Source organism: Janibacter zhaoxuefangae, assembly GCF_050271985.1.
Classification (GTDB): Bacteria; Actinomycetota; Actinomycetes; order Actinomycetales; family Dermatophilaceae.
In genome coordinates this window covers 364011-387333 of record NZ_CP189849.1, presented here as the reverse complement: position 1 = coordinate 387333, position 23323 = coordinate 364011, and the positions used below count along the sequence as shown (strand labels likewise).

The window sequence follows — 23323 nt, the reverse complement described above, 5'->3', positions numbered from 1 at the left end:
TCAGCGCCCCCCGTGCGTGACGGCCGAGGTGAAGAGGCCGAAGCCGGCCGGCACGTCGCCGACGTCGTGCCCGACCTCGACGATCCGGTTGTTCGCGTCGACGAAGACGACCCCGGGCTCGAACGTCCGCGCCTCCTGCTCGTCCATCGCGGCATAGCTGATGATGATGACGGTGTCGCCGGGCGAGATGAGTCGCGCGGCCGCGCCGTTGATGCAGATGATGCCGCTGCCCCGCTCCCCCTCGATGGCGTAGGTCGTCAGCCGGTTCCCGTTGTCGACGTCGACGACGTCGACCTGCTGGCCCGGCCACAGGTCCGCCGCGTCCATCAGGTCCCGGTCGATGGTGAGGGAGCCGACGTAGTGCAGATCGGCCTGCGTCACCGTGGCTCGGTGGATCTTCGAGTGGAGCATGAAGCGCTGCATGGGTGTCTCTCTACGTGGCCGGTGGTCAGGTGCCCGGGGCGGACTCGACGCCGCTGAAGACGTCCAGCGCGCCGCCACCCGGCCCGACGACGACCGGCGTGTTGTCGATGAGTCGGGTCGTGCCGACCTTCGCGGCCACCGCGAGGAGCGCCTCCCCGCGGTACCAATCGGGGACATCCTGGAGCGTGGTCGGGTGGACGAGGACGAGGTAGTCGACCTGCGCGAGCGGCTCGGCGACGAGGACGGCCCGGGCCGCGCGGCGGATGGCCGACGGCCCCTCGGGAGCTGCCTGCGCCCCGGCCCGAAGGGCCTGCGACAGCGCGAGGGCGACCTCGTGGTCGGACTCGGACAGGTAGGTGTTGCGGCTGCTCATGGCCAGACCGTCCGCCTCGCGCACCGTCGGCACCGACACGATCTCGACCGGCATGTCGAGGTCCCGAACCATCCGGCGGATGAGCAGCAACTGCTGTGCGTCCTTCTGGCCGTAGTACGCCGAGTCGGCGCGGGTCAGGTGCAGCAACTTGCCGACGACCGTGAGCACCCCGTCGAAGTGGCCCGGGCGCGAGGCCCCCTCGAGGACGTCGCCGAGCGGCCCGGCGCTGATCCGCACGCCGGGGTCACCGTCGGGATAGATGACGTCCGGGGTCGGGGCGAAGACGAGGTCGACTCCCTCCGCCCGGCAGATCTCCAGATCGGCGTCGAAGGTGCGGGGGTAGCGCGAGAGGTCCTCCTTCGGCCCGAACTGGAGGGGGTTGAGGAAGATCGTCACGATGACGTGCCGGGCACGCTCTCGCGCGACCCGGATGAGACGGGCGTGCCCCTCGTGCAACGCGCCCATCGTCATGACGACGGCGACGTCCCCGTCGTCGAGGCGCGCACGCTCGGCGCGCAGTTCCTCGCGGGTCCGGGCGACGGCCGGGGTGGGGTTCTCGCTCACGTGTCCTCCGAGTCGGCGAGGGTGTCCAGCAGCGGGTCGGCCAGCCGCGGGGAGAGTCGACCCGAGGCCTTGGCTCGCTCCGCGGTGGCGCGGGCGAGGGCGACGTAGGTAGCCCGGATGTCGGGCGCGAGCCCGTCCAGCTGGCGCAGGTGCGCGCCCACCGTACCGACGTCGCCGCGTGCGACGGGCCCGGTGAGGGCTGCATCACCCTGACGCAGGGCGTTGTCGAGGGCCGCGGTGAGCAGCGGGCTGAGCACCCGGTCGGGTGCCTCGATCCCGGTGGCGCGCAGGATGTCCGCCGCCTGGGCCACGAGCGTCACGAGGTGGTTCGAGCCGTGCGCGAGGGCCGCGTGGTACCGGACACGGTCGTCCTCCGCCACCCAGACCGGCTCGCCACCCATCTCGAGGACGAGCGCCTCGGCGACGGGGCGCAGGTCGGTCGGCGCGGTCACGCCGAAGCAGCACCCCTGGAGTCGCTCGACGTCGAGCGCCGTTCCCGTGAAGGTCATCGCGGGATGCAGGGCCAGGGGCAGCACGGGGACATCCATGGCCGGAGCGAAGGGGGCCACGCCGTGGCGGCCGGAGGTGTGCGCCACGAGCTGTCCGGGACGCCACACGTGCGCCCGGGCCAGTCCGGCGACGAGGTCCTCGAGGACGTCGTCGGGCACGGCCAGGAGCACGAGATCAGCCCCGGCGACGACCTCGTCGACGGGCCGGACCTCCGCGAAGGGGAGCAGCATCTCCGCGCGCTCCCGGCTGGCATCACTGACGGCCGAGACGGCGACGACGTGGTGGCCGGCCCGGTGCAGGGCAGCGCCGAGGACGGCACCGACGCGGCCGGCGCCGATGACACCGATGCGCAGCCGGGGTGGGTCTTTCGGGTCGCTCACCCCGAGAACGCTAGCGTCACCTCGTGACCCCGACCGGACCGCCGCCGCCTCGCCCCTGGCGGGAGGCCTGGCATGACGCGCTCTACGGACCCGCGGGGTTCTATCGCGAGTCCCTCGGACCGGCCGGCCACTTCACGACCTCCTCCCACGGCCCCGCCGGCGAGGTACTCGCCGAGGCGATGGTGCGCCTGGCCGAGCGCGAGGGGCTGACGACGATCGTTGACGTCGGGTGCGGGCGCGGGGAGCTGCTGTCGGCGATCGCGCGGATCGCGCCGGACACGACCCGGCTCGTGGGCGTGGACGTCGTCGAGCGGCCCGAGGGACTCGACGACCGTGTCCGGTGGCACCGCTCCCCCGGCGGCACCGGACTCCCCGAGGCGACGGGCTGGGTGGACGACCCCGCCCGGGCGCTCGTCATCGCCAACGAATGGCTCGACGTCGTCCCGTGCACGATCGCCCGCGCCGGCGCCGACGGGATCCTGCGTGAACTCCTCGTCGACGAGGACGGCACCGAGTCCCACGGTGCACCGCTGACCGGCGAGGACCTCGACTGGGCTCGGCGCTGGTGGCCCGCGGGGCGCGACGGATACCCGCCCGGCGCCCGGGTCGAGATCGGTCGCAGCCGCGACGCCGCCTTCGCCGCCCTGCTGGCTCGCTTCCCCCGCGGCCTCATCGTCGTCATGGACTACGGGCACTCGCGGGCGACCCGCCCCGAAGGGGGCTCGCTCACGGGCTATGCGAACGGGGTGCAGTGCCCGCCGGTCCCCGACGGGCGCTGCGACCTCACGGCCCACGTCGCCACCGACTCGCTGGGCGCCGACAGCGTCACGACCCAGCGGGCCGCCCTTCGCGACCTCGGCGTGAGTGGCGCCCGGCCTCCGATCGAGCTCGCCCGGACCGACCCCGCCGGCTACCTCCGGGCGCTCGCCAGGGCTTCGTATGCGGCGTCCCTCACCGGCCCCGGACTCGGCGACTTCCACTGGGCGATGGCCCGAGCACCCCGCGGATGACGCGATTCCCCTTGTGGGTGATGCCGCACGGGGGCAGGCTGGAGTCATGACCACCGCGCCCGGCACCGAGCACCTCAGCACCGCGACGTGCCTCGACCTCCTGCGTGGGGTCCCCTACGGCCGGCTCGCCGTGGTCGTCGACGGGCGTCCCAAGATCTTCCCGGTGAACCACGCCGTCGATCAGGGGTCGGTCGTGTTCCGCACGGCCGAAGGCACCAAGCTCGCGGCCGCCGACGGGCAACCCGTCGCCTTCGAGGCCGATGGTGTCGATGCCGCAACGGGCCTGGCGTGGAGCGTCGTCGTGACGGGCGTCGCCACGCAACTGCGCCGCCTCCACGAGGTCCTCGAGTCGCTCGAATTGCCGGTCTTCCCCTGGGAGGACGGCGCCAAACCCCTCGTCGTGCGGATCGAGCCCGACGGGATCACCGGGCGACGTTTCGCCATCCAGGGGTCGAGCGCGAGCTGAATCGCAGTCAGGACGCGGAGCGCTCCTGCGGCGGCAGCAGCGACGGCAGGAGGAGCTCGGCGATCCGGGCGTGCCCCGCGGCGCTCACGTGCACCCGGTCGGAGTAGAGGCCCGTGCGGTCCCCGCGCACCGGCGGCATCACCCGCGCGAGATCGACGAAGGCGGCGTCGCTCGTGCGCGCCAGCCGCCGCATGTGCTGCGCATAGTCGGTCCACGGCGCCGGCCAGTCGCCCTCACTGGCAGGGGTGAACATCGAAAGGATGAGCACGGATCCGTCGTGACCGTGGGCTCGCGCTTGGGCGATGAGCGAGGCGAGGTCACCCACGAACTGCTCGGGCGTGCGCCCGTCGGCGGCGTCGTTGAAGCCGAGCGGGAGGACGAGCAGATCGGGCTCGACAGCGAGAGAGTCCTGCAGGTAGGCGGGGTTGTCGACGATGTCGTGGGCGGCGATGCCGGAGTGGGCCACGTCATGAGCGTGCACGCATCGGCCGCGGTCGCCGGCGTAGGGCGTGAGGTCGGTGACCGTGACGGCGGTGTCGTCCGGCGCTGATGACGTCGCCGGATCGGCCACGTGTCGCGCCGTCACGCTGTGCTCCCCCGCCGCGAGCTCGCGCTCCCAGACCCGACGCTCCGACCGCGCGGACCGAGTGACGAGGTCGGCCACGACCCGACCGTCGATGACGACCTGCAGTCGTCCCGCGGTCGGAGAGGTGCGATAGCCGAGCTGGACCTCGTCCGCGTCGACCCGCCAGGTCACCGAGCCGCCGACGCCGAGCTGGAGGGCGCGACCCCCGGGCCCCTGCGTGTAGGCGCGCTGCGCGGGCCTCGTCTGCGCGGGCTTGGGCAGGGTGCCGGCCTCGTACCACGGCGGCACGACGGACGTCGTCCCGTGGAATCCGCGCGGGCGCACGGGGCAGCCCGCCAAGTCGCTCCGCTCACGCAGCATCGACTGGAGTCGGTCGAGGTAGCGCAGGGACAGGTCGTCCCCCAGCGTCGCCCCCTCCGCGTTGGAGTCCCCGAGCACGGCGATCGTCGCCTCCTGCTCATCCGCCTCCGCGACGGCCTCGTGCCACGCCGCCAGCGCCTCGGGCTGCTCCACGGTGACCGCCTCCGCGAGCGGGATCGGCTCGGGCTCCTGCAACCGGCGCAGGGCCCACACCGCAACGAGCGCGAGGATGACGAGCAGGGCGACGCCGACGAGCACACCCCGTCGGACGGCGGGTGTCCTCGTCACGCGAGACGCACGACCAGTCGCTCGAACCCTCGCAGCACGAAGGTCGGTCGCTGACGAGCCTCGACGATCTCCAACCGCGGCAGCCGAGAGAGCAGGGTCGCGGTGGAGATCTGCAGTTCGAGGCGGGCCAACGGGGCACCGAGGCAGAAGTGGATGCCGAGGCCGAAGGCGAGATGCGGGTTGCTCGCCCGCGTCGGATCGAAGGTGTCGGGCGAGTCGAACACGGCGGGGTCGCGGTTGGCGGCCCCGAGCAGCGTGCAGACGCGGTCGCCTGGCGCGAGCGCGACGCCGCCGAGTTCGGTCGGCGCGATCGTCGTGCGGACGAAGAGGTGCAGGGGGCTGTCGTGGCGGAGGAGCTCCTCGACGAGCCGCTCGATCGCCCGCGGGTCGCCGGGGTCGACGCTCGGGCGCTCGGGGGCCGTGAGGAACGAGTGCAGACCGTTGCCGAAGCCGTTCACGCTGGCCTCGTGTCCGGCGTTGAGCAGCAGCACGGCCGTCGCCACGAGTTCGTGGGTCGAGAGCCGGTCGGAGCCATCGCGAGCCTGGACGAGGTCGCTCAGGAGGTCGTCGCCCGGGGACGTGGACCGCTGTGCGGCGAGGCGCTCGACGTACTCGGCGAACTCCTGTGAGGCGGCCCTCGCCGCGACCTCCTGCTCGGGCGTGCGGTCGACCTCGTACATCGCCACGATGGCCTGGCTCCACGGCCGGAGCAGGTGACGGTCCTCCTCGGGCCAGTCGAGCAACTCGGCGATGACGAGGACGGGCAGGGGCTCGGCGTAGGACGCGATGACGTCGAAGCTGCCGTCGGGCCCGGCCCCGGCCAGCGCCTCGTCGAGCAGTCGGCCCGCGATCTCTTCGATCCGCGGGGCGAGCCGCTGCACGTGCCCGCGGGCGAAGGCCCCGGCGACGAGGCGCCGCAGGCGGGTGTGCTTGGGCGGCTCGCTGTCGAGGATGGAGTCCGCGTGCAACCAGTTGAAGGTCGCCCACTCCGACTCCGGCTCACGGGGCTCGAAGATGCGCCCGAGCTTGCGGTCGCGCAGCGCCGCACCCGTGAGTTCGTGCGACGTCGTGATCCACGCGTCGAGCCCCGAGTGCCAGGCGACGGGCGCCTGGGCGCGGATGGCGGCGAAGGCGGGATAGGGGTCCGCGACGACGGCCGGATCCGTGAGGTCGAGGACGGTCGCGGCGTCGAAGCGGGCGGCTGCCGAGGAGGCGCCGTCGGAGGCGGTGCTGGCGGTCATCCTGCGAGGGTACGACGCGTCCCCGTCGGCCCACACGCCCCCGCCGAAGACGCGGACGACGCAGGCGACCCGCCGTGCGGCAGACTGGGCGAATGAGCACGCACTCGGACGGGGTCAGGACCTCGGCGGGCACCCGGGGACTGACCGTGGGGGTCGGCGCCGGAGGCTTCGCGAGCGCGGACATGACGCTCAACATCGGGCCCCAGCACCCGGCCACCCACGGAGTCCTCCGCCTCAAGATCGTGCTCGACGGCGAGCGGATCATCTCGGCCGATCCGATCGTCGGCTACATGCACCGCGGCGCCGAAAAGCTCTTCGAGGTGCGCGACTATCGCCAGATCATCGTGCTGGCCAACCGCCACGACTGGCTGTCCGCCTTCGCCAACGAGCTCGGGGTCGTCCTGGGCGTCGAGCAGATGCTCGGCATGGAGGTCCCCGAGCGGGCGGTGTGGCTGCGCACCCTCCTGGCCGAGCTCAACCGCGTGCTCAACCACCTCATGTTCCTCGGGTCCTACCCGCTCGAGCTCGGTGCGATCACCCCGATCTTCTACTCCTTCCGTGAGCGCGAGGAGCTCCAGGCCGTCATGGAGGAGGCCTCCGGCGGCCGGATGCACTACATGTTCAACCGGGTCGGGGGCCTCAAGGAGGACGTACCCGCGGGGTGGCTGGGCCGGGTGTCCGCGGCCATCGCCGCGGTGCGGCGGCGCCTGCCCGACCTCGAGTCCATGCTCATCGGCAACGAGATCCTGCACGCCCGCACGCGCGGCGTGGGGGTGCTCTCGCCGGAGGTGATCCACGGCTACGGGGTCTCCGGGCCGATCGCTCGCGCCTCCGGTGTCGACGTCGACCTCCGTCGCGACAGCCCCTACCTCGCCTACGGCGAGCTCTTCGCCCCCGGTGGGCCGGGTCGGGTCGTCACCCGCACGGAGGGCGACAGCCTCGCGCGCCTGGAGGTGCTCCTCGAGCAGACGACCGTGAGCCTCGACCTCGCCCAGGCCTGCGTCGACCGACTCGGCACGCTGCCGCAGGGGCCCGTCAACCAGAAGCTCCCCAAGGTCCTCAAGGTCCCCGAGGGCGAGCTGTACACGGCGACGGAGAACCCCCTCGGGTTCAACGGCTACTACCTCGTGTCGCGGGGCGAGAAGACCCCGTGGCGGCTGAAGCTGCGCTCGGCCTCCTTCAACAACGTCGCGGTCCTCGGCGAGGTGCTGCCGGGGACTCTCGTCGCCGACATGGTCTCGATCCTCGGGTCGATGTTCTTCGTCGTGGGCGACGTCGACAAGTAGGCCCATGCCCCCGGTCAGCCCCACACCGCCCGTGACATCGCCCCGCGCAAGCCGCCGTGAGCGTCGTGCGGATCGGCGGCGCACCCGGATGCGCCTGGTGGTGGCCGCAGCGGCCCTCGCCCTCCTCGCCATCGCCGCCGTCGCGACCTACGAGCACCTCTCCTCCTCGACCGACACCGCGAGCAGCGGCGTCACTCCCGGTGAGCGCACGTCCGGGTCGCCATCGACGTCGACCGGTCCGTCGTCCACCGGTCCGTCGTCGACATCGCCGTCCCCGTCGTCGTCACCCCGCAGCAGCACGTCCACCCGGCCGCGCACGGCTGCCCCGGCGGGCACGCCGACGCGGGTCCGGGTGAGCACGGCCGGTGCCGACGTCGTCGACGCCTCGCTCGAGCCGACCCTCCTCAAGGACAACGGGGAACTCGCGCCGCCCTACGGCACCGCCGGCTGGTACGCCGAGGACGGGTGGGCACTGCCCGGCTCGAAGGGGGCCAGCATCCTCGTCGGTCACATCGACCACGACGGGCAGCCCGACGTCTTCGCGCAGCTACCGTCAGTGCGACCGGGGGCCAGAGTGACGGTCACCTACGACAGCGGCGAGGACGCGACCTTCGCCGTCACGCGCAGCGAGGCCGTGAGCAAGGCGGCCGTACCCAAGGATGAGACGATCTGGGACTGGGACAGTCCGACGCCGGTCCTGCGCCTGATCACGTGCGACCCCACGACCCCGATCGACGACGGCCACTACGAGGGCAACTGGGTGGTCTGGGCCGAGCCGGTCTGAGTTCACCGGCCCACGTCCGGGAGTCCTGGGCCTCCGGCGTCAGTCGCCGCGCCGCGCCGCAGCCCGGCCCGGATCGACGTCGTCGTCCTTGGGGCCGCGACGGACGCGGCACCAGCCCTGCACGACGAGACCGGCCACGATGACCACCACGCCGGAGACCACCGCAGCAACCAAGCGCCACGCGATCGCCTGATAGGCCCGCAGGTCGAGGTCGGGCGCGAGCAGGACCAGCTGTCCCAGCCACACACCGACGATGGCCGCACCGGTCAGCGCCCCGGCCTGGGCCAGGGCCAGGGTGCGAGCGGCCCGCAGACCGTCGAGCGAACGCCCCTTCTCGCTGTGCTGGTAGCGCCGCACGGGCCAACCGAAGGCGAGCAGCGCGATCGCGATCGCGACGTTGAAGGCGACGCTCGACCACGGCACCAGCAGGGGTGAGTGCCCGGAGCGCTCCCAGAGCAGGCCGAGCAGCCACGAGCCGAAGAACATCGCGAGGGCCACGGCACCGACGTGCGCCACACGGACTCCGCGCGTCACCACGTCGGTTCCTCCGGCATCTCGCGCACGCCGTCGGTCCCGACCGACCGCAGCAGGTCCGACACGGGCACGACGCCCCACTCGGTGCGCAGCTCGGCGTCCGGGTCGGCGGCCGTCCACGGCTGCAGGACGAAGGCGCGCTCGTGAGCGCGCGGGTGCGGAAGGGTCAATGCGGGGTCCGCCGAGACGACGTCGTCGCCGGTGCGGGGGTCCCCGTACTGGATGAGGTCGAGGTCGAGGGTGCGGGCACCCCAGCGGACCTCGCGGGTCCGACCGTGCCGTGCCTCGATGCCGTGGAGCTCCTCGAGCAGGTGCCACGGCGAGAGCGAGGTCGTCCCGACGGCGACGGTGTTGGTGTAGTCGGGCTGCTCGGGGCCACCGACGGGGTCGGTCGCGACGAAGGGGGCCACGGCGTCCACCCGCATCGGTCCTGCGCCGAGGTCGAGCAGGGCGCTGCGCAACGTCTCCGGCGCCTGGCCGAGGTTGGCTCCCAGCGCGACGACGACGGGGCGCCGGGCCACGCGACTGATCCGGACCTGAACGTCACCGAAGGGCACCCCGACCGGCGCGCTCGGCTTGTGCACCACGACCTCGACGGCCTCGACGAGGGGGCGTGCGAGGACGTCGCCGGCGATCTGGTCCGCGAGGGCCTCGATGAGGTCGAGGGACGGGCCCTCGACACGGCGCACGACGTCGGCCGCGACCTCGGCGTAGTTCACGGTGTGCTCGAGGTCATCGGTGTCGCCGGCCCGCGTGAGGTCGACGGTCATGACGACGTCGACGACGAACTCCTGGCCGTCGCGCTTCTCGTGGTCGAGGACGCCGTGGTGTCCGCGCGCCCGCACGCCGGCCAGCACGATCCGATCGGGCGTCATCCGCGCCCCAGCCCGCCGGCGCGGGCGGCCTCCGCCGCCGCGAGGGCGTCGGCGGCGTCGAGGGCGGACACGCTCCCGGCCACGTCGTGCACCCGCACGCACCAGACGTCGTGGCGGGCGGCGTGCAGGGTCGTCACGGCCGTCGCGACATCCCGCTCGAGCGGCGGACGCAGGTCGTCCTCGGCGCGACCGACGCGCCCGAGGAAGGTCTTGCGGGAGGCACCCACGAGCACCCGGGGACCGAGGTCGGTGATCCGGTCGAGGCCGGCGAGCAGGGCCCAGTTGTGCTCGGCCCTCTTGGCGAAGCCCAGCCCCGGGTCGAGGATGATGTCCTCGAGCCGCACGCCCGCGTCGGTGAGCGACTCGAGGCGGCCAAGGAGCTCGGCGCGGACGTCCTCGACGACGTCGTCGTAGTGCGCCCGTGACTGCATGTCGGTGCTGTGCCCGCGCCAGTGCATGACGACGAAGGGGGCCCCCGCCTCCGCGACGAACGGCACCATGTCGGGGTCGGCGAGCCCGCCGCTGACGTCGTTGACGAGGTGGGCGCCGGCCTCGAGCGCCGCGCGAGCGACCTCGGCACGCATCGTGTCGACCGAGATCTGCGCACCCGTGTCGGCGAGGGCTCGGACGACCGGGACGACGCGACGCAGCTCCTCGTCGACGCTGGGGCGCTCGGCCCCCGGACGCGTCGACTCGCCGCCGACGTCGAGCAGGTCGGCCCCCGCCTCGAGGAGCTCCTGGGCGTGCGCGAGCGCCGCCTCCGGGGTGAACCACTCCCCGCCGTCGCTGAAGCTGTCCGGGGTCACGTTGAGGACCCCCATCATCAGCGGGCGCGTGCGCACTGCGTCATCGCCGAGACCGCCGAGTCGTCCCGTCATCACCATCGCGGTCGCGTCAGCCCTTGCCGTTCAGGAGCAGGCTCATGGCCTCGGCTCGCGTGGCCGAGTCCCGCAACTGCCCACGCACCGCGGAGGTGATCGTGCTCGCGCCGGGGGTGCGCACGCCGCGCATGGACATGCACAGGTGCTCGGCCTCGACGACGACGATGACGCCCTGCACGTCGAGGTGCTGGACGAGGGCGTCGGCAACCTGGGTCGTCAGCCGTTCCTGCACCTGAGGGCGTCGGGCGAAGAGGTCGACGAGTCGCGCCAACTTCGACAGACCCGTGACGCGCCCGTCGATCGCCGGGATGTAGCCGACGTGCGCCTTGCCGTGGAAGGGGACGAGGTGGTGCTCGCACGTGCTGTAGACGGGGATGTCCCGCACGATGATGAGTTCCTCGTGGTCGATCTCGAAGGTCGTCCCGAGGACCTCGGCGGGGTCGCGGTGCAGCCCGGCGAAGAACTCGCCGTAGGCCCGGGCGACCCGTGCGGGGGTGTCCTTCAGGCCATCGCGGTCGGGGTCCTCACCGATGGCGAGGAGGATCTCCCGGACCGCCGCCTCCGCGCGGGCGAAGTCGACCTTCGACTGCCCGTCAGCCTCAGTGCCGGTCATCCGGGTCCACCACGCTGCCCTCCGGGACCTCGATCACCTGCGTCGGCGGGTGCTCGACGTGACCCGGGGCCGCGAGCGCCTCGGCGGCCTCGTCGATGGCCGCGGCCTTCGACGCGTCACCCGGCTGCTCGACGGCACCGGCGGGCGCACCCGAGCCGGCAGCTGCCGCCTCGACCTCGGCCGGGGTCAGGACCGGCGGACGGTCCGAGAGGCCGCGGTGGTCGGCGCTGTACCAGGTCGGGCGCACGGGGCGCTTGACCAGGCCCTGGAAGATCTCCGCGATCTCCTTCGCGTTGAGCGTCTCGTGTTCGAGCAGCGCGAGGACGAGGTTGTCGAGGATGTCGCGGTTGTCGTTCAGCGCGTGCCACGCCTCGTCGTGCGCGGCCTCGATCAGGCGACGCACCTCCTCGTCGACGACCCCGGCGACCTTCTCCGAGTAGTCCCGCTCGTGGCCCATGTCGCGGCCGAGGAAGACCTCGCCCTGGGACTGGCCGAGCTTGATGGCGCCGACGCGCTCACTCATGCCGTACTCGGTGACCATCTTGCGGGCCATGCTCGTGGCCTTCTCGATGTCGTTCGCGGCGCCCGTCGTGGGGTCGTGGAAGATGATCTCCTCCGCGACGCGACCGCCGAGGGCGTAGGCGAGCTGGTCGAGGATCTCGTTGCGCGTCGTCGAGTACTTGTCGTCGAGCGGCATGACCATCGTGTAGCCGAGGGCGCGGCCGCGGGGCAGGATCGTCACCTTCGTGACGGGGTCCGTGTGGTTCATCGCCGCGGCGACGAGCGCGTGGCCACCCTCGTGGTACGCGGTGATCTTGCGTTCCTTGGCGCTCATGATCCGGGTCCGCTTCTGCGGGCCGGCCATGACGCGGTCGATGGCCTCGTCGAGGGTTGCGTCGTCGATGAACTGCTTGTCGCTGCGCGCGGTGAGCAGGGCGGCCTCGTTGAGCACGTTGGCCAGGTCGGCGCCGGTGAAGCCGGGGGTGCGGCGGGCGACGGCGAGCAGGTCGACGTCGGGCGCCATCGGCTTGCCGGCCGAGTGCACCTCGAGGATGCGATGGCGACCGATCATGTCGGGCGCCTCGACGGCGATCTGCCGGTCGAAGCGGCCCGGGCGCAGCAGCGCCGGGTCGAGGATGTCGGGACGGTTCGTCGCGGCGATGAGGATGACGTTGGTCTTGACGTCGAAGCCGTCCATCTCGACGAGCAGCTGGTTGAGCGTCTGCTCACGCTCGTCGTGACCGCCGCCGAGGCCGGCGCCGCGGTGACGACCGACCGCGTCGATCTCGTCGACGAAGACGATGGCCGGGGCGTTCGCCTTCGCCTGCTCGAAGAGGTCACGCACGCGGGAGGCGCCGACACCGACGAACATCTCGACGAAGTCGGAACCGGAGATGGAGTAGAAGGGGACACCGGCCTCGCCGGCGACGGCGCGGGCCAGCAGGGTCTTACCGGTGCCGGGAGGGCCGTAGAGCAGGACGCCCTTGGGGATCTTCGCGCCGACGGCGAGGAACTTCGCGGGCTCGGCGAGGAACTCCTTGATCTCCTCGAGCTCCTCGACGGCCTCCTGGGCGCCGGCCACGTCGGCGAAGGTGACCTTGGGGGTGTCCTTCGTCGCGAGCTTCGCCTTGGACTTGCCGAACTGCATGACGCGGTTGCCGCCACCCTGCATCTGGCTCATGAGGAACCAGAAGAGTCCGACGAGGAGGAGGAGCGGGAGGATCGAGAGGGCGAGGTTGCCGAGCAGACTCGGGTGCTCGATCGTGTCGTCGTACTTGCCGGGGACCTTGTCGTTGACGAGCGTGACGAGGGACTCCGCGCGGGCGTCGACGTACTCGGTGCGGACCTTCTCAGCCTTCTGGATGGGGCCGGACGAGTAGGTCTGGCCCTCCTTGAGGTCGAGCTCGAGGACGTTGTCACTCGTGAAGTGCGCCTTCTCGACCTTGCCGTCCTCGATGAGCTGCTCCGCGGCCGAGGTGTCGACCCGGGCGTAGCCCCCACCGTCGTTGAACGACATGACGACCGCGAACATGACGGCGATCAGCAGGATCCACAGGAGTGGCTTGCGTGCGAGGCTCTTGGTGTTCATACGGCTAGCGGGCTGGGCCCGACCCTCCTGCTGTCATGGTCGGCCGGCCCGGCCTGGGACGGCGACGTCAGTCGTGGGATGAAACTACACCGCACCCGCGAAGGGGCCGGTTCCGAACTCAACGCCCCGGCTGGGGCGCGTGTTCCGGATCAGCTGTAGACGTGGGGTGCGAGCGTGACGATCTCGCGCAGGTTGCGGTACTGCTCGGCGAAGTCGAGCCCGTAACCGACGACGAACTCGTTCGGGATGTCGAAGCCCACCCACTTCGTGTCGATCTCGACCTTCGCCGCCTCCGGCTTGCGCAGGAGGGTGAGGATCTCGACCGACGCGGGCGAGCGCGACTCGAGGTTGCTGCGGATCCAGCTCAGCGTCAGACCGGAGTCGATGATGTCCTCGACGATGAGGACGTGCTTGCCGGAGATGTCGCTGTCGAGGTCCTTGAGGATGCGCACGACGCCGGAGGACTTGGTCCCCGAGCCGTAGGACGAGACGGCCATCCAGTCCATCGGGACGGTGCCGGGCAGGTGGCGCATGAAGTCCGCCATCACCATGACGGCGCCCTTGAGGACGCCGACGAGGAGCAGGTCCTTGCCCTCGTACTCCGCCCAGATCTGCGTCGCGAGCTCCGCGAGCTTGGCCTGGATCTCCTCCTCGGTGATCAGGACCTGCTCGATGTCGTTGCCCATGTGGCTGGCGTCCACGTGCTCTCCTGGTGTCGGATCCGGTCGCGGTCCGTCCCATTCAACCCGAGGCGGGGAGGTGCTGAACACCCGGGGACGGCAGACCGCGGTCCCCGATCACGACGGCCCCACCCGAACGGGCCACGTGCAGCGGGCCGGGGACGTCGATCGGGCCCTGTCCGCGCCACCGCACGAGCAGCCCGTCGCACGCCGTGACGTGGGCGGCCGAGAGCGATCCGGCGGGGGCGCCGGCGCTGATGAGGAGCCGCCGCCAGACGCGCGAGCGCACGGCCTCGGGGAGGGTCGCGAGCGCCGCGACGGGGACGGAGCGGACGCGACCTTCGCCGGTCGGACCGAGGGCTGCGAGGGCGTCGTCCGCGAGCGCGTCGAGGTGGTCGGTGTCGACGCGCAGGAGGTCCGCCGTGCGCGCCAAGGCCGCCGCCAGCCCCGGACCGAGATCGTCCTCGAGCGCGGCGAGGGCCTGCCGGACCCGCACCCGGCGATAGCCCGGGTCGGCGTTGTGGGGGTCGCGCCACGGTTCGAGCCCCCACGCCGCACAGGCGGCCTCGGTCTCGGCCCGGGTCACGGCGAGGAAGGGGCGCACGATCGCGCCGCGTCGCGCCGGCATGCCGGCGAGGGAGCGGGCGCCGGAACCCCGCGCCAGGCCGAGGAGCACCTGCTCCGCCTGGTCGTCGCGGGTGTGGGCCAGGAGGACGGCGAGCGCCCCGTGGCGCTCGGCAGCCTCGTCGAAGGCGGCGTGGCGGGCACCGCGGGCCGCGCCCTCGGGCCCCTCGCCGGAGTCCGTGGGCACCGCCACCCGCACGACCTCGACGGGGTCGAGTCCGAGGTCGGCGCACTGCCGCGCCGCCCGCGCCGCGACGTCGGCCGATCCGTCCTGGAGCCCGTGGTCGACGACGATCGCGCCGACGCGCACGCCGAGCGCACGGGCCTGCGCCGCTGCCGCCGCCGCCAACGCGAGGGAGTCGGTCCCCCCGCTGCAGCCGACAAGAACGAGCGGGCCGAGTGGGCCGGCGCCGGACGACGGCGGCGCGTCGTCGAGCAGCGCGCTCAGGGCGGTGCGCACCGCCCGGCGGGTCACCGCCTGAGCCGGGTGACCCGCACCCACGTCAGGCCTTCACCCGTGGACGCGCCGGACCCACTGGTCCGGATGGGTGATCTCCGACGGCATCGGCAGAGTCTCCGGGGACGTCCAGATCTCGTTGAAGCCGTCCATGCCGACCTTGTCGACGACGGCCCGCACGAAGACGGCACCGTCGCGGTACTGGCGCATCTTGGCCTCGAGGCCGAGCAGGCGGCGCAGCAGCCGGTCGGCCGCGCCACCCCCCTTCCGCTTGGCGTTGAACTTGGTGCGGATCTCCTCGACGGACGGGATGTGGGCCGGGCCCACTTCGTCCATGATCACGTCCGCGTGGCCCTCGAGGAGCGACATGATCGCCGTGACCCGCGCCATCTGCTCCCGCTGCTGCGGGTTGATGACGAGCTCGGCCAGTCCCTGCCCGTCCCCCTTGAAGACGTCAGGCAGTCGCTTGCCGAGCTGGTCGAGCTTGTCCTTCAGCGCCTGGCCGTCAGGCACCATGTCGGTCGCCAGGGCCTGCGTGCGCTGGATCATGTGGTCGCGCAGCCACGGGACTGCGGTGAACTGCACGCGGTGGGTCTCCTCGTGCATGCACACCCACGAGCGGAAGTCCGCGGCGTCGACGTCGAGTTGGCGTTGGACCTGCACGAGGTTCGGCGCGACGAGCATCAGCTTGGGCGTCCCGCCGGGCGCGAGGTCGTACTGTCCGAGCACCTTGCCGGCCATGAAGGCGAGCATCGCGCCGACCTCGGCACCGGTCACCTTCCCGCCGACGGCCTGGATCAGGGGCGACGGCTCGGGTCGGCCCTCCTTGCCCTCACGGACCGCTGCGGCCACCTTCGCGATGACGGGGTCGAGCAACTGCGCCATCGAGTCCGCGTTCGCGTCGATCCAGCTCGGGCGGTCGACGACGAGGGGCGCCGGCGCCTCGCCCGGGGCGTGCATGCGGGCCGTCTCGGCGACCGGTTGCACGGCTCCGGCTGCGGCGGCGCGGACGGCCTCGACGATGTCGTGCGCCTCCTCGCTGCTCACCTCCGGCCCGGCCGGGACGAGCTTGCGCCCGGCGCTCTTGGCAAAGGTCCAGTCGACGTACGTGGTGGTGGCCATGGTGCCCTCCTACGGGTCAGCGACACCCACACTCTGTCAGTGCCGCCACAACCCGGTCCAACGCGGCGCGGGCGGCCAGCGTTCCGACCGAGTCGGGGACATCCCCGGCGACGATGGCGAAGGTGAGTGGGCGCCCGTCGCGCGTGACGGTCGTGCCGGCGAGCCCCGAGGAACCCGTCAGGGTGCCCGTCTTGGCACGGGCGATGCCCGCCGCGTCGTGGCTGTCGGGGGTGAGGAAGCGATCGTGCAACGTGCCGTCGAGTCCGGCGACCGGAAGCGCGGCGATGGTGTCACGCAGATCCGGCAGCGAGGCCTGCTCCCCCAGCGCCAGACCGAGGACGTCACCGAGCACCCGGACCGGGATGGCCTGGCCGCTGCTCAGTCCGCAGGAGTCCCGCAGGGTGACGCCGGTCAGGTCGATGCCGTTCTCCTGCAACACCTGTCGGACCAGGGCGACGGAGTCGGCGAAGTCGGTGCCGCCGCCCGCCGCGACGGAGGCCTGGCGCGCGAGGTTCTCGGTCAGCGCGTTGTCGCTGTCGTCGAGGGCCAGGGCGAGCACGTCGCGATAGGACGCCGACTCCACGGCGGCGATCTCCGTCGCGCCCGCGGGTGCGGCGGCCTTCGCCGTCCCGGCACCCTCGGGGACCGTCGCGATGACACCGACCCTCTTCAGCTGGACGCGGAAGGCCTCGAGAACGACGTCCTCGGGCACCGTCGGCGACGGCACCCCCGGGGTCGGCCGCTGTCCGGCGAGACCGATCATCGCGACGCCCTGCGTGTAGCCGGCGCCGACGTCCGTCATGTCCCACGTCGGGGCGTAGCGGGGGCCGCGTGCGTACGAGGTGTCGAGGGTCAGGCGGCTGCGCACCGTCGTCCCGGCGTCCTTGTCGGCGCCGAGGGAGTCGGCGACCTGCTGGGCGAGGTCGGCGAGACCGGCGCGACCTTCGGTCTGACCGGGGCGCCCGCGGCCCGGCGCGAGCATGGTGTCCCCCGAGGCGACGAGGACGAGCTCGCCCTCCGTCGGCTGGACGACCGTCGTCGTCATCGTGTCCGTCATGTCGAGCGTCGAGCCGACCGCCGCGGCCGTGAGGAGCTTCGCGGTCGACGCCGGGACGCGCCCGACCGTCGTGCCCTTGCCGTAGATCTCCTCGCCGGTGACGCCGTCGCGCACGGTGATCCCCACCGAGCGGCCGAGGTGGGGATCGGCAAGGACCTCGCGCAGCGCCGCCGTCAGACCCGTGGACGTCGGCGCGGTGGCGCCGACCGGGTCACCCTCGAGCACGTCGGCCGGGCTCGCGGTCGGCACGGTCACGGGGGGCTCATCGGCGCCGGTCGTGTCGGGGACGGCGGTGCGTGCCGCCTTCGCCTCGGCCGTCGTCAGGACGCCCGGGACCCGGTCGGCGATGTCCGCCGCGGCGTAGCCCCCGAGGGCGAGTGCGACGAGCGTCACGAGCACGAGCAGTCGGCGCACAAGGCCCCCTGGGAAAAGCTGCGCAAAAATGGTGGAAGACTGGGCCACCGAGCCTAGATCATCCAGTCGGCATGCCCGACACGACCACGAAGGGGTAGACGTGGAGTTCGACGTCACCATCGAGATCCCCAAGGGACACCGCAACAAGTACGAGATCGACCACGAGACCGGACGCATCCGTCTCGACCGTCTCCTCTTCACGGCGATGAGCTATCCGTCCGATTACGGCTACGTCGAGGACTCCCTCGGCGAGGACGGCGACCCGCTGGACGCGCTCGTGCTCCTCGACGAGCCGACGATCCCCGGCTGCGTCGTGCGCGCCCGTCCGATCGGCATGTTCCACATGCGCGACGAGGCCGGCGGAGACGACAAGATCCTCTGCATCCCGGCGGGCGACCCGCGCAAGAGCCACATCACCGAGCTCGACCACATCAGTGAGTTCGACCGCCTCGAGATCCAGCACTTCTTCGAGACCTACAAGGACCTCGAGCCCGGCAAGTCCGTCGAGGGCGCCCACTGGGTCGGCCGCGTCGAGGCCGAGCAGTGCGTCAACGAGGCCATCCAGCGCGCCAAGGATGCCGGCATGTCGACGGCCCGCTGGTTCATGCCGCACGCCCCGAACGACACGGCGGACGTCGCGCACAACGCCGCCGAGACCGCTCAGGCGTCCGAGCGCGCCCGCGCCGAGCTCGCGACGAAGGACAACCCGCTCAGCGACAACGACTGAGCCACCACCGACGAAGGCGGCGACCCGGGATCACCCGGGTCGCCGCCTTCGTCATGTCGTGGCCCCGCGGCGCTAGCGTCGATCCCGTGGACACCTTCACCCGCGACGGGTTGACCTTCGACGTCGATGACGACGGACCGCGCGACGGCGAGGTGGTCGTCCTGCTCCACGGTTGGCCGCAGGACCGTGCGGCGTGGCGGCGCGTCACGCCGAACCTCAACGCCGCCGGGTACCGCACGCTCGCCCCGGATCAACGCGGCTACTCCCCCGGCGCCCGACCGACCGCCGTGTCGGCCTATCGCCTCCCCGAACTCCTCGCCGACGTCATCGCCCTGATCGACGCCGCGGGCGTCGAGCGCGCCCACGTCGTCGGCCACGATTGGGGCGGTGGCCTCGCCTGGGCGCTCGCCGAGGCGAGGCCCGATCGCGTGGCCAGCCTGACGGTGCTCTCGACCCCGCACCCGCGGGCCATGCAGTGGGCGCTGCTCCACGGCGACCAGGCGCGGCGGAGTTGGTACATGGCCGCCTTCCAGATCCCGAAGGTGCCCGAGTGGATCCTCGGGCGGCGACTCGAGCGCATGCTCACGGACATCGGTCTGCCCGCCGAGGACGCCGCCCGCTACGGCGCCCGGTTCCGAGTGCCGGGCGCGGCCACCGCGGGGATCAACTGGTACCGCGCGCTCGTGTCACCTCGCGGGGTACGGACCGGCGCGACGGGCGGGGCCGGCGTCACCGTGCCCACGACCTTCGTCTGGGGGCGGGACGATCCGGCCCTGGGGCGAGCGGCCGCCGAGCGCACGGCCGCGTACGTCAGCGGCGACTACGCGTTCGTCGACGTGGATGCTGGGCACTGGTTGCCGGAGACGTGCGCCGAGGTCGTGGTCGAGCAGGTGCTGGCGCGCATCCGTTCCAGCCGCTGACGCGCACGTGTCGCCGCTCAGCGACGCACGGCGAGGTGGTCCCGCAGGCCCCGCTCTCCCGAGCGCATCATCCATTCGTGGTTGCCGCGCAGGACGGCCGGCGCCAGCCTGGCCCCCAGCCGCAGCCAGCGCCCGCGGACGTCGACCTCCTGACGCCAGGTCGCGACGGACCCACCGGGCGCCGGGGCGACGTCCCAGCGCGCCCACCCGTCGAGGTCCTCGCCGAGCTCGACCACGAGTCGGCCGATCGCCTCGTCGCGGACCAACTGCGTCATCCGCAGGTGCAGCGGCAGGGGAAGGAGGCTGCGCACGACGGCCGTCCCCGTGACCTCGTCGATGCGGTGGACGGAACGAATCTGGGGCCACCAGAGGCCGTAGTCGTCCGCGGCGGCCAGCACGTCGAAGACCCGCGCGGCCGGCTCGGGGAGGTGCCACACGGCGTCGAAGGTGAAGTGGCCGGCGACACGAGAGAAACCCATGAGGCCATCCAACCCTGCCGGCCACCAGAACAAACAGAAACGCCCCCGACCGAAGTCGAGGGCGTCATCTGAGCCGCCTGTCGGAATCGAACCGACGACCTGTTCATTACGAGTGAACCGCTCTGGCCGACTGAGCTAAGGCGGCGACCGAGCCCGACGGGTCGGGCACGAGGGAAGAGTATACGGACCGAGCCCCCGGCGCGAAAATCGTCTCGTTCCGGATCGCTCGGGCCGACCTCAGCCGGTCAGCAGCGGAGCCCGTCCTTCGGCGCCGTGCCGCGCAGGAGGTAGTCGTCCACGGCCTTGTCGACGCAGTCGTTCGAGCGCAGGTAGGCCGTGTGACCGTCGCCGTCGAAGGTGATCAGCCGGCCCTCGTCGAGCTGCTCCGCGAGCCGCTGCGCCCAGGCATAGGGCGTCGCCGGGTCACGCGTGGTGCCGATGACGACGATCGGGGCGGCCCCCTTCGCGCTGATCTTCCGCGGGGCCTGCTCGCCCTTGACGGGCCACTCGCCGCAGACGAGGGAGCTCCACGAGAGGAAGTCACCCCACACCGGGGCCTCCTCCGAGATGCGCTCGGCCTGGGCGCGACGCTTCGTCAGGTCGGCGTCCTCGGGCCGGTCGAGGCAGTTCACGGCGCTGATGACCTCCATGATGTTGGAGGAGTAGGTCCCGTCGTCGTTGCGATAGGCGTACTGCCGGCCGTAGTCCATGAGCGGCTCCGGGTCGCCGTTCTCGAGGCTGCGGATGCCCTCCGTGAGGTAGTCCCAGCGACCTTCGTCGTACATCATGCTGGCTATGCCCATGGAGGCCCAGCCCTCGGTGAGCATGGTCCCGTCGTTCGTCTCGATGGGCTTCTCGTCGAGCCCGGTCAGCAGCTCGGACAGGCCCGTCATCACGGCATCCACGGAGTCGCCGAGGGGGCAGTCGCCCGCGTCGATGCAGGCCTGGGCCCACGCCCTCGTCGCGGTCTCGAAGCCGGTCGCCTGACCGAGGTTGAACTCCTCCCCCGTCAGGTCCGGCGCGAGCGCGCCGTCGAGCACCAGCCGACCGACCCGCTCCGGGAAGAGCTCCGCGTAGGTCGCTCCGAGGAAGGTGCCGTAGGACTTGCCGAGGTAGGTCAGCTGGGAATCGCCGAGCACGGCCCGCAGCACGTCCATGTCCTTGGCGGCCTCGACCGTCGACACATGCGTCAGGAGGTCGCCGGACTTCTCGTCGCAGCCCTGGGCGAAGGTGCGCGCGTTCGCTGCGAACTCCTTCTCCTCCGCCGCGTCGTCCGGCGTCGGGTCGGCGCCGAGGTAGACGTCGAGCGCCGTGTCGTCGAGGCAGTCGACGGGCTCGCTGCGGCCGACGCCGCGCGGGTCGAAGCCGACGACGTCGAAGCGATCCCGCACACGGGCGCTGACGATCTGGTCCGCCGCGGCGGCGTAGTCGACGCCCGAGCCGCCCGGACCGCCCGGGTTGACGATGAGCGAGCCGATCCGCTTGCCCGCACTGACCGCCGGCGCCTTGAGGACGCTGATGGAGATGGTCTCGCCGGTGGGGTCCTCGTAGTCGAGCGGCACCGTCATCTCGGCGCACTGACCGCCGAGGCAGTCCGACCAGGTCAGATCCTGCTCGTAGAACGTCTCGAGTCCCCTCGTGCCCGCAGGCGCCGACGTGTCCCCGCTGGGCAGCGGCGTCGGGGCATCACCGGTGAGATCCTCCATCAGCGAACAGCCGGAGAGGGCGAGGGCCGTGGCGGTGAGCACCGCGAAGGCGGCCGAGCGAGATCTCATGGGACGGCACGCTACCGGCCCGAGGTGTCGATCAGTCAGCGTGGCAACTGCAGTGAGATCGCCATGGCCTCGAGCGCGAGCAGCGGGGGGACATTGCCCTCGATCCGCTCGCGTGCCGTGCCGATGGCATCCATCGCCAGCAGGAGCTGCTCGGACGTGAAGGCGCGCGCCACCTCGTCGACGACCGACACCGCGTCCTGATTGACGAGCCCGAGCGGGGAACCCGAGTGACGCATGAGGGCGTCCCGATAGACCGAGAGCAGGTCGACGAGCGCCCGGTCGACCATGTCCCGCATGAATCGGGTGCCGCGGGCCTTCTGGTCCTTCTCGAGCTGGTTGACCTGCGAGCGCACGTGCGGCGGCTGGGTACGCGCCTGCGGGTCGGCGCCGAGGATCTCGAGGAGGCGAGCGCGCTCGGTGGCGTTGCGCTCCCCCATCGACCGTTCCTTCTCCTCCTCGGCGATCTCGATGAGCGAGGCGGCCGCGTTGACCGCGTCCCCGACGCCGCGGATGCGCGCGGCGAGCGTGATGGTCTCGTGGCGGCGCAGTCGCGCCCCTTCGTCGCGGGCGAGCCGGCGAGCGATGCCGATGTGGCTCTGCGCGGCGCGGGCCGCGTACATCGCCATGGACGGGTCGATGCCGTCCCGGGTGCGGAGCAGCTCGGCGACGGCCTCGACCGGCGGCGTGCGGAGGCGGACGTGCCGGGCGCGACTGCGGATCGTGACGAGCACGTCCTCGAGGCTCGGTGCACACAGCAACCAGATGGTGCGCGGGCTCGGCTCCTCGAGCGCCTTGAGCAGCGAGTTGCCGGCGGCCTCACCGAGCCGGTCGGCGTCCTCGAGGAGAATGACCCGCCAGCGCCCCACCGAGGGGCGGCGGGCCGCGAGCCCGACGAGGTCGCGCGTCTCGGCCACCTTGATGTTGACCGCCTCGGTGGCGATGACGTCGACGTCGGCGTGGCTGCCCTCGAGCGCCGTCCGACATTCGCGACACGTGCCGCAGCCCCCTTCGGGGCACTGGAGGGCCGCGGCGAAGGCGCGGGCGGCGACGGAGCGACCCGACCCGGGCGGCCCCGTGAAAAGCCAGGCGTGCGTCAGTTGTCGGGCGTCCGCCACGGCACCGCGGAGGGTCTCCACCGCGGGGTCCTGGCCGACGACCTCGTCCCAGACGCTCACGCGAGCACCCCGTCGGCCACCAGTCGGCCGCGGATGGCCTCGTGGATGACCGCGATGTCCGCGCTGCCGTCGACGACGAGATAGCGCTCGGGGTGGGCGTCCGCCTGCGCGAGGAAGTGGGCCCGGACGGCCGCGTGGAAGTCGTCCGCCTCCGCCTCGAGCCGGTCGTGCTCGTCCCCACGCCGGGCGCGCCCGGCGGCCGGGTCGATGTCGACGATGACGGTCAGGTCGGGCACGAGCGCGTCGACGGCCCACATCTGCAGGTCGTGCACCTCGCGGGCTCCGAGGTCGCGGCCGCTGCCCTGATAGGCGACGGCGGAGTCGGTGTAGCGATCGGTGAGGACGACGTCGCCGCGCTCGAGCGCCGGCCGGATGAGCTCGTCGACGTGGTGGGCCTTGTCGGCCGCGAAGAGGAGCGCCTCCGCGCGCGGCGAGACGTGGTCGCCGTGCAGGAGCAGTTGGCGGATGGCCGCGCCGAGGTCGGTGCCCCCGGGCTGTCGCGTGACGACGACCTCGCGTCCGGCCTCGCGGAGCGCGTCGGCGAGCAACCGCACCTGGGTCGACTTCCCCGCGCCGTCGCCGCCCTCGAAGGCGATGAAGTATCCGTCCGTCACCCGGCCGAGCCTAGGC

24 protein-coding genes and 1 tRNA gene are annotated in these 23323 nt (G+C 72.2%); 6 read left to right on the top strand and 19 right to left on the bottom strand.

Features of this window, described 5'->3' with window-relative positions:
* From panD to ACQBAS_RS01845, 3 genes are read right to left on the bottom strand one after another with little or no spacing between them, the layout of a single operon-like run.
* Nucleotides 1–423 carry an aspartate 1-decarboxylase gene (gene panD / locus ACQBAS_RS01855; RefSeq protein ID WP_427384638.1) on the bottom strand — a complete coding sequence of 141 codons (423 nt, stop codon included), beginning with the start codon at nucleotides 421–423 and terminating at the stop codon, nucleotides 1–3.
* A gap of 25 nt (nucleotides 424–448) precedes the next feature.
* Nucleotides 449–1360: a pantoate--beta-alanine ligase gene (panC, locus tag ACQBAS_RS01850; protein WP_427384637.1), complete on the bottom strand. Its 912-nt coding sequence runs from the start codon at nucleotides 1358–1360 to the stop codon at nucleotides 449–451.
* Nucleotides 1357–2250, bottom strand: coding sequence for a Rossmann-like and DUF2520 domain-containing protein (locus ACQBAS_RS01845; protein WP_427384636.1), 894 nt, complete (start codon nucleotides 2248–2250; stop codon nucleotides 1357–1359). The genes panC and ACQBAS_RS01845 overlap by 4 nt, the downstream gene beginning before the upstream one ends.
* A 23-nt stretch (nucleotides 2251–2273) precedes the next feature.
* Between ACQBAS_RS01845 and ACQBAS_RS01840 the strand changes: the two genes are divergently transcribed.
* A complete protein-coding gene (locus ACQBAS_RS01840) occupies nucleotides 2274–3260 on the top strand; it encodes an SAM-dependent methyltransferase (RefSeq protein ID WP_427384635.1) in 987 nt (328 codons plus the stop codon).
* Nucleotides 3261–3306: 46 nt separating this feature from the next.
* Nucleotides 3307–3726 carry a pyridoxamine 5'-phosphate oxidase family protein gene (locus ACQBAS_RS01835; RefSeq protein WP_427384634.1) on the top strand — a complete coding sequence of 140 codons (420 nt, stop codon included), beginning with the start codon at nucleotides 3307–3309 and terminating at the stop codon, nucleotides 3724–3726.
* Nucleotides 3727–3733: 7 nt separating this feature from the next.
* Here the strand turns inward: ACQBAS_RS01835 and ACQBAS_RS01830 are convergent, their stop codons facing one another.
* Nucleotides 3734–4960: a GDSL-type esterase/lipase family protein gene (locus ACQBAS_RS01830; RefSeq protein ID WP_427384632.1), complete on the bottom strand. Its 1227-nt coding sequence runs from the start codon at nucleotides 4958–4960 to the stop codon at nucleotides 3734–3736.
* Complete coding sequence (locus ACQBAS_RS01825) at nucleotides 4957–6201, bottom strand: cytochrome P450 (protein ID WP_427384631.1); 1245 nt, start codon at nucleotides 6199–6201, stop codon at nucleotides 4957–4959. The genes ACQBAS_RS01830 and ACQBAS_RS01825 overlap by 4 nt, the downstream gene beginning before the upstream one ends.
* 92 nt (nucleotides 6202–6293) lie before the next feature.
* Here ACQBAS_RS01825 and ACQBAS_RS01820 point away from each other — a divergent pair, with 92 nt between their 5' ends.
* Complete coding sequence (locus ACQBAS_RS01820) at nucleotides 6294–7487, top strand: NADH-quinone oxidoreductase subunit D (protein WP_427384629.1); 1194 nt, start codon at nucleotides 6294–6296, stop codon at nucleotides 7485–7487.
* Between the two features lie 97 nt (nucleotides 7488–7584).
* Nucleotides 7585–8271, top strand: a complete 687-nt coding sequence (locus tag ACQBAS_RS01815) for a class F sortase (RefSeq protein WP_427384628.1) — start codon at nucleotides 7585–7587, stop codon at nucleotides 8269–8271.
* A gap of 39 nt (nucleotides 8272–8310) precedes the next feature.
* Here the strand turns inward: ACQBAS_RS01815 and ACQBAS_RS01810 are convergent, their stop codons facing one another.
* The 9 genes from ACQBAS_RS01810 to ACQBAS_RS01770 all read right to left on the bottom strand — a co-directional run bounded on the left by ACQBAS_RS01810 (nucleotide 8311) and on the right by ACQBAS_RS01770 (nucleotide 17617).
* A complete protein-coding gene (locus tag ACQBAS_RS01810) occupies nucleotides 8311–8808 on the bottom strand; it encodes a DUF3180 domain-containing protein (RefSeq protein WP_427384627.1) in 498 nt (165 codons plus the stop codon).
* On the bottom strand, nucleotides 8802–9680 hold the full coding sequence (gene folK, locus ACQBAS_RS01805) for a 2-amino-4-hydroxy-6-hydroxymethyldihydropteridine diphosphokinase (RefSeq protein WP_427384626.1): 879 nt from the start codon (nucleotides 9678–9680) through the stop codon (nucleotides 8802–8804). The genes ACQBAS_RS01810 and folK overlap by 7 nt, the downstream gene beginning before the upstream one ends.
* Entirely contained in the window at nucleotides 9677–10558 is an 882-nt protein-coding gene (gene folP, locus ACQBAS_RS01800) for a dihydropteroate synthase (RefSeq protein ID WP_427384625.1), read from the bottom strand. The genes folK and folP overlap by 4 nt, the downstream gene beginning before the upstream one ends.
* Nucleotides 10559–10574: 16 nt before the next feature.
* Complete coding sequence (folE, locus tag ACQBAS_RS01795) at nucleotides 10575–11174, bottom strand: GTP cyclohydrolase I FolE (protein ID WP_427384624.1); 600 nt, start codon at nucleotides 11172–11174, stop codon at nucleotides 10575–10577.
* Nucleotides 11161–13263 carry an ATP-dependent zinc metalloprotease FtsH gene (gene ftsH / locus ACQBAS_RS01790; RefSeq protein ID WP_427384623.1) on the bottom strand — a complete coding sequence of 701 codons (2103 nt, stop codon included), beginning with the start codon at nucleotides 13261–13263 and terminating at the stop codon, nucleotides 11161–11163. The genes folE and ftsH overlap by 14 nt, the downstream gene beginning before the upstream one ends.
* Before the next feature lie 149 nt (nucleotides 13264–13412).
* Nucleotides 13413–13964 (bottom strand): hypoxanthine phosphoribosyltransferase, encoded by a 552-nt coding sequence (gene hpt, locus ACQBAS_RS01785; RefSeq protein WP_427384622.1) that lies wholly within the window; start codon nucleotides 13962–13964, stop codon nucleotides 13413–13415.
* A 40-nt stretch (nucleotides 13965–14004) separates the two neighbouring features.
* Complete coding sequence (gene tilS / locus ACQBAS_RS01780; protein ID WP_427384621.1) at nucleotides 14005–15042, bottom strand: tRNA lysidine(34) synthetase TilS; 1038 nt, start codon at nucleotides 15040–15042, stop codon at nucleotides 14005–14007.
* Nucleotides 15043–15078: 36 nt separating this feature from the next.
* Nucleotides 15079–16146 carry a zinc-dependent metalloprotease gene (locus tag ACQBAS_RS01775; RefSeq protein WP_427384620.1) on the bottom strand — a complete coding sequence of 356 codons (1068 nt, stop codon included), beginning with the start codon at nucleotides 16144–16146 and terminating at the stop codon, nucleotides 15079–15081.
* Nucleotides 16147–16162: 16 nt separating this feature from the next.
* Nucleotides 16163–17617 (bottom strand): D-alanyl-D-alanine carboxypeptidase/D-alanyl-D-alanine-endopeptidase, encoded by a 1455-nt coding sequence (locus tag ACQBAS_RS01770; RefSeq protein WP_427384619.1) that lies wholly within the window; start codon nucleotides 17615–17617, stop codon nucleotides 16163–16165.
* Nucleotides 17618–17717: 100 nt separating this feature from the next.
* On the opposite strand from ACQBAS_RS01770, the gene ACQBAS_RS01765 reads away from it, so the two are divergent.
* On the top strand, nucleotides 17718–18344 hold the full coding sequence (locus ACQBAS_RS01765; protein WP_427384618.1) for an inorganic diphosphatase: 627 nt from the start codon (nucleotides 17718–17720) through the stop codon (nucleotides 18342–18344).
* Between the two features lie 86 nt (nucleotides 18345–18430).
* Entirely contained in the window at nucleotides 18431–19264 is an 834-nt protein-coding gene (locus ACQBAS_RS01760; protein ID WP_427384617.1) for an alpha/beta fold hydrolase, read from the top strand.
* Between the two features lie 17 nt (nucleotides 19265–19281).
* On the opposite strand, the gene ACQBAS_RS01755 is transcribed toward ACQBAS_RS01760, so the two are convergent.
* The 5 genes from ACQBAS_RS01755 to tmk all read right to left on the bottom strand — a co-directional run bounded on the left by ACQBAS_RS01755 (nucleotide 19282) and on the right by tmk (nucleotide 23307).
* On the bottom strand, nucleotides 19282–19743 hold the full coding sequence (locus ACQBAS_RS01755; protein WP_427384616.1) for an SRPBCC family protein: 462 nt from the start codon (nucleotides 19741–19743) through the stop codon (nucleotides 19282–19284).
* Between the two features lie 71 nt (nucleotides 19744–19814).
* Nucleotides 19815–19888 (bottom strand) — tRNA-Thr (locus ACQBAS_RS01750).
* 100 nt (nucleotides 19889–19988) lie between these two features.
* The gene (locus ACQBAS_RS01745; RefSeq protein WP_427384615.1) at nucleotides 19989–21518 is read right to left on the bottom strand and encodes an alpha/beta hydrolase; all 1530 of its coding nucleotides are present in this window, start codon (nucleotides 21516–21518) and stop codon (nucleotides 19989–19991) included.
* A 35-nt stretch (nucleotides 21519–21553) separates the two neighbouring features.
* Nucleotides 21554–22693, bottom strand: a complete 1140-nt coding sequence (locus ACQBAS_RS01740) for a DNA polymerase III subunit delta' (RefSeq protein WP_427384614.1) — start codon at nucleotides 22691–22693, stop codon at nucleotides 21554–21556.
* A complete protein-coding gene (tmk, locus tag ACQBAS_RS01735) occupies nucleotides 22690–23307 on the bottom strand; it encodes a dTMP kinase (RefSeq protein ID WP_427384613.1) in 618 nt (205 codons plus the stop codon). Before tmk ends, ACQBAS_RS01740 begins: the two co-directional genes overlap by 4 nt.
* Nucleotides 23308–23323 lie beyond the last annotated feature (16 nt).